This is a genomic window from Aquirufa sp. (assembly GCF_044239315.1).
GTDB lineage: Bacteria > Bacteroidota > Bacteroidia > Cytophagales > Spirosomataceae > Aquirufa.
Genome location: NZ_JBIIBQ010000008.1, coordinates 32,680 through 46,469 on the forward strand (window position 1 = coordinate 32,680; position 13,790 = coordinate 46,469).

At 43.9% G+C, this 13,790-nt stretch carries 11 protein-coding genes; 2 read left to right on the forward strand and 9 right to left on the reverse strand.

Annotated features, from left to right (window positions below):
- Position 1: 1 nt before the first annotated feature.
- From ACILP5_RS04390 to ACILP5_RS04405, 4 genes are read right to left on the reverse strand one after another with little or no spacing between them, the layout of a single operon-like run.
- Entirely contained in the window at positions 2–490 is a 489-nt protein-coding gene (locus ACILP5_RS04390) for a gliding motility lipoprotein GldH (protein WP_395617442.1), read from the reverse strand.
- Entirely contained in the window at positions 462–1,913 is a 1,452-nt protein-coding gene (locus ACILP5_RS04395; protein ID WP_395617443.1) for a stage 0 sporulation family protein, read from the reverse strand. The genes ACILP5_RS04390 and ACILP5_RS04395 overlap by 29 nt, the downstream gene beginning before the upstream one ends.
- Positions 1,903–3,189 carry a phosphoribosylamine--glycine ligase gene (purD, locus tag ACILP5_RS04400; protein WP_395617444.1) on the reverse strand — a complete coding sequence of 429 codons (1,287 nt, stop codon included), beginning with the start codon at positions 3,187–3,189 and terminating at the stop codon, positions 1,903–1,905. The genes ACILP5_RS04395 and purD overlap by 11 nt, the downstream gene beginning before the upstream one ends.
- Positions 3,190–3,196: 7 nt before the next feature.
- The gene (locus ACILP5_RS04405) at positions 3,197–5,512 is read right to left on the reverse strand and encodes a RecQ family ATP-dependent DNA helicase (RefSeq protein WP_395617445.1); all 2,316 of its coding nucleotides are present in this window, start codon (positions 5,510–5,512) and stop codon (positions 3,197–3,199) included.
- Positions 5,513–5,592: 80 nt separating this feature from the next.
- On the opposite strand from ACILP5_RS04405, the gene ACILP5_RS04410 reads away from it, so the two are divergent.
- Positions 5,593–6,561 carry an SIS domain-containing protein gene (locus tag ACILP5_RS04410; RefSeq protein WP_395617446.1) on the forward strand — a complete coding sequence of 323 codons (969 nt, stop codon included), beginning with the start codon at positions 5,593–5,595 and terminating at the stop codon, positions 6,559–6,561.
- An 8-nt stretch (positions 6,562–6,569) separates the two neighbouring features.
- Here ACILP5_RS04410 and ACILP5_RS04415 read toward each other — a convergent pair whose 3' ends face one another.
- Positions 6,570–7,046, reverse strand: coding sequence for a DUF4293 domain-containing protein (locus ACILP5_RS04415; protein ID WP_395617447.1), 477 nt, complete (start codon positions 7,044–7,046; stop codon positions 6,570–6,572).
- A 26-nt stretch (positions 7,047–7,072) separates the two neighbouring features.
- A complete protein-coding gene (gene crtD / locus ACILP5_RS04420; RefSeq protein WP_395617448.1) occupies positions 7,073–8,542 on the reverse strand; it encodes a 1-hydroxycarotenoid 3,4-desaturase CrtD in 1,470 nt (489 codons plus the stop codon).
- Positions 8,543–8,631: 89 nt separating this feature from the next.
- Here crtD and aspS point away from each other — a divergent pair, with 89 nt between their 5' ends.
- The gene (aspS, locus tag ACILP5_RS04425; protein ID WP_395617449.1) at positions 8,632–10,395 is read left to right on the forward strand and encodes an aspartate--tRNA ligase; all 1,764 of its coding nucleotides are present in this window, start codon (positions 8,632–8,634) and stop codon (positions 10,393–10,395) included.
- 50 nt (positions 10,396–10,445) lie between these two features.
- Here the strand turns inward: aspS and ACILP5_RS04430 are convergent, their stop codons facing one another.
- Genes ACILP5_RS04430 through ACILP5_RS04440 form a run of 3 tightly spaced genes read right to left on the reverse strand, consistent with a single transcriptional unit; the run spans position 10,446 to position 13,773 of the window.
- Complete coding sequence (locus ACILP5_RS04430) at positions 10,446–11,075, reverse strand: carbonic anhydrase (RefSeq protein WP_395617450.1); 630 nt, start codon at positions 11,073–11,075, stop codon at positions 10,446–10,448.
- Between the two features lies 1 nt (position 11,076).
- On the reverse strand, positions 11,077–12,603 hold the full coding sequence (locus ACILP5_RS04435; protein WP_395617451.1) for a SulP family inorganic anion transporter: 1,527 nt from the start codon (positions 12,601–12,603) through the stop codon (positions 11,077–11,079).
- Positions 12,604–12,636: 33 nt separating this feature from the next.
- Positions 12,637–13,773, reverse strand: a complete 1,137-nt coding sequence (locus ACILP5_RS04440; RefSeq protein WP_395617452.1) for a toxin-antitoxin system YwqK family antitoxin — start codon at positions 13,771–13,773, stop codon at positions 12,637–12,639.
- Between the last annotated feature and the right edge of the window lie 17 nt (positions 13,774–13,790).

A 13,790-nucleotide genomic window follows, 5' to 3' on the forward strand; every position in this document is an offset into this window, starting at 1 on the left:
GCTAGTTTTTTTCTAAAAGCAGTCCAATCGAAACCATTCCTGCTAGTGTATCTACCCGCATCGATTGTTCAATTTGGATTTTATAGGCCCCTTTTTTAGGAAATTTTAAGGACGGATATACTAAGAATTTTTTCTCATAGATATCGCCAAAGCCAGCGCCTTTCGGTTTTCCCGTTTTCGGGTCATATAAAATGGCTTCGGCTAATCCTCTCTGTAGTGTTTTGCCGCTTTCATCTAATATGCTTGGACTGAAATATAAATTGTAAAAAGGGTAGGCGTTATTTTGGCGCACCACCACATAGAGGGCATAACTTGCGGAATCTGCTGGAATAGTCACATTATACTGCAGAGGCTGTTTTTGTATCCACCCAGATGCAGAAAAGTTACGAGACTCATCAATAAGTACACCGGAATCACTACAGGCAAAAAACAACAGCTCCAACAGGAAAATGAATCCTAGACTAAGCTTCAGGGGTAGGCGCTGCACCATCTCTCGGAGGTCTTGGTTTAAACTTCTTTTTCTTCTTGAATGGTTTAGGTGTAGCCGATCCACCTTCAGATGCTGGCACTGCTCCGTCTGGGCGATTTTGCCCTTCCGGTCTTGGTCCGCGGTTCTCACCTTCTGGTCTTGGAGGGCGCGGTCCACGTTCTGGACGAGGTCCTCTATTCTGGCCTTCCGGTTTTGGTCCACGGTTTTCACCTTCCGGTCTTGGAGGGCGCGGTCCGCGATCAGGACGTGGTCCGCGATTTCCACCGTCACGATTTCCGCGGTTGTTTCTGTTATTACGATTGCCTGATTTCGCAGCACCACCGTATTTCTTATCCATCCGCTCTAAATCAGAGTTTAATTCGGATAATGTAGGTTTTTCCACCGCAGGAGCATCTGGATTTAGATCCTCAAACGACTCTGGAATGATTCCTTTCTTATTTAGATCAACAATTTCCGCTACGCGATCACAGCTCACTGGAATCCAGATTGCCTCTTCGCCCACAATCCCAAACCACATCATTCTTTTGAAGATATCGGTCTTCTGTAAGACGGCCTCGCCACGTTTAGTTTTCAAGCGCCCCTCGATCGTAGGGATATTCTTTAGAGCATCCATATAGGTCTCTAACTCGTAGTTCAAACAGCATTTCAAACGACCACATTGTCCACTTAGTTTGACAGGATTCAGTGACAAGTTTTGATAACGAGCCGCTGAGGTGGTCACATTTTTGAAGTCAGTTAACCAGGTCGAGCAACATAATTCGCGCCCGCAAACCCCGATTCCGCCTAATCTTCCCGCCTCTTGGCGAAGGGAAATCTGTTTCATCTCGACGCGAATCTTGAATTCGGTCGCGAGTAACTTGATTAATTCACGGAAATCGACGCGGTCTTCTGATGAATAATAGAAGATTGCTTTCATGCCATCGGATTGAAATTCGACATCCGAAAGCTTCATATTTAGCTTTAAATCACTAATGATTTGACGACCGCGGTACATCGTAGGCAGGTCGCGTGCCATGGCTTGCTCATGCTTTTCGATATCTTTATCTGTCGCTAAGCGGAATATATTTTTGACCTTATCATCGTCTTTAATGTTCTTCTTTAACAATTGAAGTCGAACAAGTTCACCCTGAAGGGAAACGACGCCTAGCTGGGTTCCGCTGCTCGAATCGACCATGACGGAGTCCCCTGTATGTAGTTCTAATTGATCTACATTGCGGAAATATTCTTTTCTACCTCCTTTGAACTTCACTTCCACGATGTGGTAGCGTTGAAAAGAAGGGACGTCTAAGTCTGACAACCAGTCAAAAACGTTCATTTTATTGCAACCACCTGAGCCACAACCGCCATTACTTTGACAGCCTTTTACCTCTCCGCTAGTGCTGGTAGAGCCACATGACCCACTGGAACACGATTTACATGCCATATCTTAATACATCTAATCCGATGTCTCTTCTAAAGTTTTTACCTTCGAATTGAATGGTTTGGGCGGCCTTCTGTGATTTTTGGATCGCTCTCTCCAAGGTATTCGAAGTTCCAGTTAAGGCCATAACTCGACCGCCACTGGTACTAATTTCGCCGTCTTTTGACGTCGTTCCTGCGTGGAAAACAATCGCGTCTTCCACTTTTTCTAGACCCGATAACACATCGCCTTTGCGGTATTCCTCTGGATATCCGCCCGCCACTAACATAGTCGTTACGGCGTATTGGTCCAAAATGGAAATTTTTTGTTCGCTCAGCGTGCCATTCGAGGCCGCAATTAGCAAAGATAGGAAATCTGATTCGATTCTAGGTAAAACCACTTCCGTTTCCGGATCTCCCATTCTTGCGTTATATTCGATGACGTAAGGCTCGCCTTCATGGTTCATTAATCCGATGAAGATGAATCCTTTGTAGTCAATATTTTCTGATTTTAAACCTTTCACTGTCGGTTCTATCACTTTCACGCGAACCACTTCCATAAACTTCGCGTTTGCGAAAGGAACGGGAGAAACTGCTCCCATACCGCCGGTATTTAAACCTTCGTCGTTTTCTCCAATGCGTTTGTAATCTTTCGCCTCAGGTAAAACCACATAGTTTTCGCCATCGGTTAACACAAATACGGATAATTCAATTCCACGAAGGAATTGCTCGATGACCACTTTAGAACTTGCGTCACCGAATTTGGCATCTAACAGCATTTCATTCAAGGCGGTCTCTGCTTCTGCTAAAGTCAAGGCAATTATTACGCCTTTCCCTGCTGCTAAGCCGTCTGCTTTTAAAACAATCGGTAAGGATTGTGTCTGTAAATAGGCTAAACCGTCCGCGATCGTGTCTTTGGTAAAGGTTTGGGAAGCGGCAGTTGGGATGCCATACTTGTGCATAAAATTCTTTGAGAAATCTTTGCTGCCTTCGATTTGGGCACCTTCCGCACCTGGACCTACGATTCCTACGTGTTTCAGATCTTCCTGTGATTCAATGAAATCACGAACCCCTTTCACTAGGGGCTCCTCTGGCCCTACGACCACTAATCCGATATCATGTGTGCGAATCGCCGCGGCGATCCCTTCAAAATCCGTTATGCTAATCGCTAAATTCGTTCCGCATTGTGCGGTACCTGGATTACCAGGTGCAATGTAAAGCTTACCTAGGATAGGGCTTTGGCTAATCTTCCAAGAAAATGCGTGTTCACGGCCTCCAGCACCTAAAATTAAAACGTTCATATGTTGATTAATTGGCTAATTCACTCAAAAATTTAATGCGCATTAAACGAAGTTCTTCCTCTGTTACGTCTTCAATATCACAATTTTCTAAGGCCTCTACGATATCATCCGTGTCCGCTGACATAAAGTATTCGTAGATTTCTTCTTGTTTATCAAGCTCTATAACTTGATTAATATAGTAATCGAGGTTTAATTTCGTTCCCGAGAAGCAAATGGTCTCAATCTCTTCGATTAATTCTGCCATGCTTACCTCTTTCTGTTCGGCGATCAGGTCTAAATCGATTTTGCGATCGACTTGTTGGATGATGTAAATCTTGATTTTAGACTTGTTAACAGTGGATTTTACCACTACCTCTTTCGCCGTCTCAATCTCGTTTTCTTCCACGTAGCGATTAATCACATCTAGGAAAGGCTTACCGAATTTCACGACCTTACCCATTCCCACACCGTTGATTTGGGCCATTTCATCCTGTGTAGTCGGATAAGTGGTGGCCATTTCTTCCAAAGATGGATCTTGGAAAATCACGTAAGGCGGTAAATTTTTCTCCTTCGCGATCTTCTTGCGCAAGGTTTTTAATATATCAAAGAGGGCATCATCGTAGGCTTTGGCCCCTAAAGCAGCCCCTTCGTCTTCATTTTCAGCTGGCTCCGCCTCTTTTTCGTAATCATGGTCTTTGTAGAAAGTCACCGGGAAGGATTGCTGTAAGAAAGCTGCGCCTGCTTCGGAAATCTTTAGAACTCCATAATTCTCGATATCCTTATCGAGTAGCCCGAAAATGGCCATCTGCTTAATGAATGAAATCCAAGCCGATTTTTCATCTTCGATGGGTACCGGTTTCGATGCTGTTTTTCGCATCTTGGACTTCTTAGGTGTGTCCTCATCTCCATCTTCATCCTCGTCGTCATCGTCCTCTTCATCTATTTCTGGAGAGATCCAAGAAACCGTTTTCCCTGTACCGAACAAAGATAATTTCTCCTGCTCGTGGCTTTGAATAAAGGAATTTGATTTACCTTCTAAGAAGTCGGCAATATGCTCCGCATCGAATTGCTCGCCGGTTTGTTGCACCGCTTTTAGGACAAGGCTTACCTCGTCTTCCGCCTTAAATGTAGGTGTAGGGTGCATACAATTATCGCAGAAACCACAGTTTTCTGCCATATGCTCCCCAAAATAATGGAGTAATTGCTTTCGGCGACAAACACCAATATTTGTATAATACACCATTTCAGAAAGGAGGATTTTCGCATTCTCCTTCTCAGTTACGGCTTTATCTTTATTAAACTTGTCTAATTTCAGGATATCATCGTAGGTGTAGAAAAGAATACACGTACCATCCAAACCATCGCGCCCTGCACGCCCAGTTTCCTGATAATAGCCCTCGAGGGACTTAGGGGCATCATAGTGAATCACAAAACGCACATCTGGTTTGTCTATTCCCATTCCAAAGGCAATGGTCGCCACCATCACATCTACTTCCTCATTCAAGAAGGCTTCTTGGTTCGCCATACGCACTTGCGGCTCAAGACCTGCGTGGTAGGGAAGGGCTTTCACGCTATTTACGTGCAATAATTCAGCAATTTCCTCTACGCGCTTTCTCGAAAGGCAATAAATGATACCCGCCTTGCCGTTGTGCGATTTAATAAAACGAATTAATTGTTTATCGATATCCTTCTTCGAGCGAATCTCATAATACAGATTCTTACGGTTGAATGATGATTTGAAAACGGTCGCATCTTCCAGATTCAGGGTCTTTTGGATGTCGATTTGCACTTTAGGTGTAGCTGTTGCTGTTAAAGCAATTATAGGCATTTTCTCATCGATGCTCTCGATGATCGTGCGTATTTTACGGTATTCAGGTCTGAAATCGTGCCCCCATTCGGAGATACAGTGGGCCTCGTCGATCGCTACAAATGAGATTTTAGCCTGTTTTAAGAAGTTTAGGTTCTCTTGTTTATTCAGTGATTCCGGGGCGATGTACAATAATTTTACGGCTCCTGAGATTACTTCGGCTTTTACGCGATTGATTTCTGCGCGCGTTAAAGAGGAATTTAAGAATTGGGCATTAATACCAAACGCCACCATTTGATCCACTTGATTCTTCATCAAAGCAATCAAAGGCGAGATGACAATCGCCGTTCCTTCCATCACAATCGCAGGCAATTGATAGCAAAGTGACTTGCCAGCGCCAGTAGGCATTAATACAAAGCTGTTTTTACCTTGGATGGTATTCAGAATGATGGCTTCTTGCTCTCCCCGAAATTGGCTAAATCCAAAGGTTTTTTTTAGCTGTTCCTTTAAGCTATCGATGGTCATTGGATGGGGCATATATTGTTTGATGTGTTGTTTCGGCGATTGTTACAGTCTGAGGGCTTCTACTTATCTTTGCCCTACAAATTCTTCTAACATTGAAATTAAGCAAAAATATCCAATCCACAGCAAAAAAAGTTTTAACACAAGAAGCTGAGGCTATTCTGCAAGTGAGCGCCGGAATTAATTCGGATTTTGAGGCCTGTGTGGAACATTTGTTGAGTATTCCCGGGCGTATTGTGTTCACGGGAATCGGTAAGTCAGCCATTATTGCGCAGAAAATTGTAGCTACGATGAATTCCACGGGGACGCCAGCCTTGTTTATGCACGCGGCGGATGCGATTCATGGGGATTTGGGAATGATTCAGGAGGGGGATGCGGTGATTTGTATTTCGAAATCAGGAGATACGCCGGAAATTAAGGTGTTAGTGCCTTTGATAAAGCGCTTGAAAGTAAAGTTAATTGGGATGGTGTCGAATAAGAATTCTTATTTGGGACAGCAATCTGACTATATATTACATGCATTGGCAGACCAGGAGGCAGATATGTTGAACCTGGCGCCTACCACGTCTACTACAGTAGCACTGGCTTTAGGCGATGCTTTAGCCGTTTGTTTGTTAGAGTGTAAAGGATTTACAGCGCAGGATTTTGCCAAATACCATCCAGGCGGCGCCCTAGGTAAACGGCTCTATTTAAAAGTGGGTGATATTTACCCGACCCACGATTTTCCTGCCATAGTAGAAACGGCCACCATTCAAGAGGCCATCCATGAGATCTCTTCGAAGCGTTTAGGCGCGACGGCGGTGCTAGATCCGAAAGGCGATTTAGTAGGAATCATTACCGACGGAGACGTTCGTCGTACCTTAGAGAATTCAAAGGATTGGTCTGCGATTTCGCTAGTTCAGATGATGAATACGACGCCGAAGACGATAGATGCGGAGGCATTTGCCACGGAGGCTTTGGCCATCATGCAAAGTAAAAATATCACACAACTGGTCGTGACGGCAAATAAAAAGGCCGTGGGATTTGTACATCTCCACGACCTATTGAAAGAGGGTATCGTCTAAAATCTAGCTTAGCGCATTCTGTTCGACGATTGCACTAACATCTCATCCTTGCGGATCAAACGGTTCGCAATCATATTCGCTAAAAGTGAAACCACTAAAGCGTAGAATCCATAGCCATATTTTCCTTGAATTTCTGGTTCAAATGTAGGCATGGCCTCCTTGAAAATCACCCAAAAAGCATAGCCCATCGCTCCCGCTAAAACTAGGGAATTGACCAAGCCTAACATCATTTGACGCATGCGGTTTTTGAAAGAGAAAATCGTTATTAGCGTGATAACCGTCGATAAAGTCACTAAAAGAGCGATCGCGATGTTGCTGTGTGCGGCTACTTCTTTACCATTTTGGAATAATTGCCATTGGTTGGAGAAAAGCTCCACTTTTTGGCCTGAGGTGCCTATTTTTTGCCAAATAGAAATGCCTGACGTCGCGATGGCATTGCCAATAATCGCTAAGGCTAAGAAAAGGGTTTGTGGTCTTTGAATCATAATTATATATCAATGAATAGGCGAAATTACGCATTTTCTGCAAAAAGCTTCGCCGCAATTTTTGCCGAAGATAAACAAAGCGGAATTCCACCGCCGGGATGAACGCTACCGCCTACCCAATAGAGGTTTTTGATGGCTTTTCGGTAATTCGGATGACGTAAAAAGGCCGCAAAGCGGTTGTTAGAGGCATTTCCATACAAAGCTCCCCCAGCTGACGAAGTTCTGGCCTCGATGCTGCGTGGGTCTAATAGGTCCTCGGCGACGATGTGTTTCTCGATGTCTACGCCTAAGTTACGCGATAATTTTGCAATCACATTTTTGCGCATTTTCGCGACCAAGGCATCCCAGTCCTGTCCCTCATTCGCAGGAACATTCATGAGGATAAACCAGTTTTCGCCGCCTTCCGGGGCATCCGCTTTCTCCACTTTCGAAGAGATGTGCAGGTAAATCGTGGGGTCGTCGTTGATGGTTTTGTCTTCGAAGATCGCTTTGAATTCGCCCTGATAATCGTCTGAAAAGAAGATATTGTGCACCCCTAATTCGTCGAAACTGCGGTCCATTCCCCAGTAGAAGATGATGCCGGAGCTGGATTTGGGCTGGTTTAATAGCTTCTTGGGTGCCGGTTCTTGGGTTAGTAATTTCTCGTAACTCGGCCGAATATCCGCGTTGCTGGCAATGTAATCGAAGTCATACGAGCCTTTATCGGTCGCAAGACCGGTGGCGGTATTATTCGATGTGGTGATTTGAGATACCTTTTCTCCTAACTGAAACTTCACGCCTAATTCCGTCGCTAGTTTGTGCAGGGCACGCGGAATGCTGATGATGCCTCCTTTTGGGAAAAAGGCGCCTATGTTGTATTCTAAGTGCGGAATGATCGATAATGTCGCGGGCGTTTGGTAAGGATCAGAGCCATTATAGGTCGCATAGCGGTCGAATAATTGCACCGTTTTCGGATTTTTAAAGCGCTTTTCGTGCGAGCGGTGCATCGTGCTGAATAAGCCAAGACGCGGGATATTGAGGTAACCTTTGAGGGCTTTTGGCCCTGTCCAGGTGGACAAGGAATGCAAAGAGTTGTCTAAAAACAGTTCGCTGATGATGTGGTAGTTTTCTCCGATCTCGCGTAAAAAGGCGGACACGTTTTCGGCTGATTCGCCCAATTGAGAAGCAATCGCCGCCGCTGTTTCTGCGGGTGCGGCATTCGTCTGCAATCGCGTGCCATCTTCCCAAAAGTAGCGGCAAATCTCCGGCAATCGCTCATAGCTGAAATAGTCACGGGGATTTTTGCCTGCTAGCGTGAAGAGTTCATCTACTAAAAGAGGCATCGTGAAGAGGGAAGGACCGGCATCAAAACGGAAGCCGTCTTTTTCAATCTGAGCAAGCTTGCCGCCCACGTAGGGATTCGCCTCAAAGACAGTCACTTCATGTCCTGCCACCGCGCTGCGAATCGCTAGACCTAGACCGCCCATTCCTGAACCAACAATTCCGATTTTGCTCATGTTCAAAATTAAGTAAAAAAGAATAAAGCCCTAAATGTTTTTCACTCCCTGACCTTTTCCGTAATTTTGCCCGAATTTTAATATTTACTATGCTACGTACACATACAAATGGCGAATTGCGCATCGAGCACGCCGGCACCGAGGTAACTCTTTGTGGCTGGGTTCAGCGTTCACGAGATAAAGGGGGGATGATTTGGGTGGATCTTCGAGATCGTTACGGGGTTACTCAATTGATGTTAGAGGAAGGGAAATCGTCTGCGGAGGCTTTGGCATTAGCAAGAGGTTTAGGTCGTGAATTCGTTGTAGAAGCAAAAGGTACAGTGGTAGAGCGTTTGTCTAAAAATGACAAGATGCCTACCGGCGATATTGAAATCAAAGTGAGTGAGTTACGCGTATTGAATCCCGCTAAATTGCCTCCTTTTTTAATCGAAGACGAGACAGATGGCGGTGATGATATCCGCATGAAATACCGCTATTTAGACTTGCGTCGTAATCCGATTCGCGAGAGTTTGCAGTTGCGTCACCACGTAGGTCGTGAAGTGCGTAACTACTTAGATAAGCAAGATTTTATAGAGGTAGAAACGCCCGTTTTAATCAAATCAACGCCAGAAGGTGCGCGCGATTTCGTGGTGCCTTCTCGCATGAATCCAGGTGAATTTTATGCTTTGCCTCAGTCTCCACAGACCTTCAAGCAATTATTGATGGTATCCGGTTTTGACCGTTACTACCAAATTGTGAAGTGTTTCCGTGACGAAGATTTACGTGCAGATCGCCAGCCAGAATTTACGCAGATCGACTGTGAGATGTCCTTCGTGGAGCAAGAAGATGTCTTGAATATGTTTGAAGGATTAATTCGTCATTTGTTCCAAAACGTAAAAGGCCTTGACATCGGCCAAGTGCCTCGCATGACTTACGCGGATGCGATGAAAAACTACGGTTCGGACAAGCCTGACATTCGTTTTGATATGAAATTCGTGGAATTGAAAGGCGATGGCGTTGACTTGACATCTGGCAAAGATTTCCAAGTTTTCGATGCAGCGGACACGGTAGTTGGTATTTGCGTGAAGGGTGCAGCCGAATATACCCGCAAGCAAATCGATGAATTAACTGATTTCGTTCGTCGACCACAAATTGGTGCAAAAGGATTGATTTATGCGCGTGTTCAAGCGGATGGCGTAGTGAAATCATCCGTAGATAAATTTTACTCAGAAGAAGATTTAGCGAAATGGGCTGCAGCGTTTAATGCAAAGCCAGGCGACTTGATCCTTGTGCTTTCTGGAGAAGGAGATAAAGTACGCAAGCAATTGAATGAATTACGTTTAGAAATGGGAACGCGTATGGGATTGCGTGATCCGAATAACTATAAAGTACACTGGGTAGTGGATTTCCCACTATTAGAATACGGTGAGGAAGAAGATCGCTGGTTCGCGATGCACCATCCATTTACGAGCCCGAAGCCGGAGGATATTCCATTGATGTTAGCGGGGGAATTCGGTAAAGTGCGTGCGAACGCCTACGATTTAGTCGTGAATGGCGTGGAAGTAGGAGGAGGTTCGATTCGTATCTTCCAAAAAGACCTGCAATCGAAAATGTTTGAAGTCCTTGGATTTACTCCAGAGGAGGCGCAATCACAATTCGGCTTCTTATTAGATGCCTTTGAATATGGAGCGCCGCCACACGGTGGATTGGCTTTTGGATTTGACCGCCTCTGCTCGCTTTTCGGAGGAACAGATTCGATCCGAGATTACATCGCATTCCCTAAGAACAATGCTGGGCGTGATGTGATGATTGATTCTCCATCTCCACTGGCGCAAGCGCAGTTAGATGAATTGAAAATCAAGACGACAGTCTAGTTATTAGAAAATAAGTAAATAGGGGGCCGCGCAGCGGCCCCCTATTTTTGTTAAAAATCGTAATGGAAAACGGGGCTTGTCCATTCGCCCGCGTTGATATTGATGATTTCCTTGATTTCGCCATGGTGAATATCAAATACCCATCCGTGCAAGTGCGGTAATTGTCTATTTGACCAGGCCTTTTGGACGATGGTCGTTTTGGCCAAATTCTGAATCTGTTCTGCCACGTTCAATTCCACTAGTTTATTAAATCGAGCGGTCTCATCCGTGATGTCATGTAGATCTTCGTAGTGTTTCTCGTAGACTTCCTTGATATTCCGTAGCCACTTGTTGATTAGCCCGAAATCATGGTTTGTCATGGCTGCCTTTACCCCACCACAATTATAATGGCCACACACAATAATGTGTTTTACCTCTAAAACTTCTACGGCATATTGCAAGACGGACAACAGATTGATATCCGTATGCACGACCATGTTTGCCACATTTCGGTGTACGAAAATATCACCGGGATCCGCATGCGTGATTTCCTCAGCTGGAACCCGGCTATCGGCACATCCGATCCATAGGAACAGCGGGTTTTGTTCTTTCGATAAATTATCAAAATAGGTTGAGTCTAATTCTAGACGCTCGCTTGCCCAAGCTTTATTGCTCAGTAGTAATTTTTTATATTCATTCATGTTATTTCTTTTTTAGATCGACTCCTATGCCGCGTTCGTTTGCTGTACTCATAAACTCTTGGATCAGAAGATTGATATCGTGATCCATAAAATGAACCTTAGTTGCATCAATAAATACTTCTGAACCTGCTGGTATTTTTCGTAAGGTCTCTTTTAATGACATTTTGTGTAGGAATGTCACATCCTTCTGGAATTTAATTAGAATATCATTCCCATTTTTGAATACCGTAAATACCGACGAATAATTAGTAATGATCACAAATGCCAAACCTACTAATGTCCCTATGAAAATTCCCCACAATAAATCTACTCCTACCACCACAGCTACGGTGACTAAAAAGGGGACATATTGTTTCCAGCCTTCTGCAAATACTTTTTTGAATTCCTTAGGATGAGCCAGTTTATAGCCTGTGTATAACAGGATACTGGCCAGGCAGGCGAGTGGGATTTTGTTTAAATAAAACGGCAAAAGCATGACCGCCACGATTAATAAAATACCGTGAAAGAATCCGGACATACGACTTTTTCCTCCCGAATATACGTTAGTTGAGGAGCGTACAATAACTGAAGTAATAGGCAGCCCGCCCAGCAATCCACTCACGATATTCCCTGCTCCCTGGGCAAGTAATTCTCTATCTGGAGAGGATATTCTTTTTAAGGGATCTAAGGAATCAGTCGCCTCCAGTGATAAAAGTGATTCTAAAGTCGCGACTATGGCCAGAGTTATTGCGATGGAATAGACCTTCGGGTTACTTAAAAAGCTCCAGTCAGGAGAGATGAGTCCTGCAAAGATTTCGCTGGTGGACGCAAAGATGGGAAGGTTAACCATGTGATCCTTCGAATCTCCTAAGTACCAGTCCGGGTTCCAACTAGCTAGTCCTTCATTGATTCCTACCCCAGCTAACACGACAAAAAGGGAGGCAGGTAGGGCATTCATCCAAGTGAATTTTTGGCCTAGTTTCGTCCAAGAAAATAAAATGACGAGTCCAATAAATGAGATGATTAAAGCCCCTATTTTAATGTCTGCGAGCGATTTCAAAATCTCCGTAAAGGTATTTTCTCCATCTTTTTGGTCAAATTCAAACTCTCCAATAAAGTCCAAATCATCCCCAATCGCATGCGGGATCTGTTTTAAAATAATGACAATTCCTATAGCCACTAACATGCCTCGAATGACTGAGGAAGGAAAAAATCCGCCTATCTTTCCCATTTTCAATAAGCCTAAAGCTACCTGAAATAAGCCAGCGATAATCACGGCAACTAAAAATCCAGGGAAAGAACCTAAGTCACCAATTGCCGTTGCGACAATAATGGTTAGACCAGCCGCTGGACCACTTACAGATAGTTCTGATCCAGATAAAAGAGAGACAAGTGTTCCTCCTACTATTCCAGCCACTAAGCCGGCCAATAAGGGGGCTCCTGATGCGAGAGCAATGCCTAAGCAAAGGGGCAATGCGACTAAAAAGACAGCAATGCCTGATTTCCAATCCCCTTTGATGAAGGATTGAATGTATTCTGATTGTTTCATAAGCTTGTTTAATTAATGAACGTATTATTGCAATTAAACAGGAGCTTCAGGGGGAGTTAGCGGGGTACAAAAATATCCAGAAGATAAAATAAATTGTAGTTCAGTTATTTTATTTTTGGAAGGGATATTTGTAAACACAAAAATAGGATGAGAGCGAACAATCCCTGCTTCTTGGGAAAGGTCATCCTCTTCGGAATCTTCGTCATCCGAGTTTAACGGAGGAATGTTTGCCGGTTTGTGTTGTGAAATGGGTTCCTTGGTTTGGTAAATAATTTTAGACTGCTGATCTCGTTCTTGAATTAAAATAGGATCCGCTGTATCAAATTTATCTGCTTTGTATTTCCATTCTTTTTTAAGGCGGCCACCAGAACCTACCTCATGGTATTCACGCCAAATCCCCACCTTAACACTGTCATCTAATTTGCCCGCTTCTTTTAAATTACCATTCGAATAAAAAGACTGATAGGTACCTCTAACTTTCCCATATTGTCGGGGTACAACCTCTTTTATTTTCTTTTTTGAGGCATCATAATACTGAAAGTAGGAGCCCTTTAAAAATCCTTTTTCATAATAAACCTTATTCTCTAATTCATTTTCTGGACCGTAATTTTCCCATCGGCCATCTTTAACTCCCATAAAATAGAAGCCTTCTTCCACGAGTTTTTGATTGACATATTTTTTAAATGGACCATGGCAAATCTGCGCGTTTTTTGCCTCTTTTAATGGGATCGAAATTACGCGGGATTGTGCAGGATCGAAAATGAAAATTTCTTGCAAATAAGGACTTAGGGCCTCGTCCTCCACATATTTTACGACATGGGCTTCCTCTGCAGTCATGCGTATACCACTACCATAGCTGCCTAATCTGACTTCCGTTTTGATACCCGCATATTCATCTTTTGGCTGCAGTTTCTTTTTCGCGGTTTTAACAATTTTTTTCCCCAAATCCTTTACACCTAGACTTTCAATAAAGGCTTTGCTGTCCTCTTTGAATTTTTTAGCCTCTTTAACTTTTTCTTCTAGTCCCGTGGAGAGCCTACCATTAAATAATCCGTTTTCGTGAACGCTCGTATCTATCAGCGGCTTATTGGTAGAAATTACCCGATTCTGTGCTTGAGAAGTTAAGCACAGACTTATAAGTAGACCAAAAATTAGAAAGCGAGAAAGCATTAATTTGCTTGAAAATA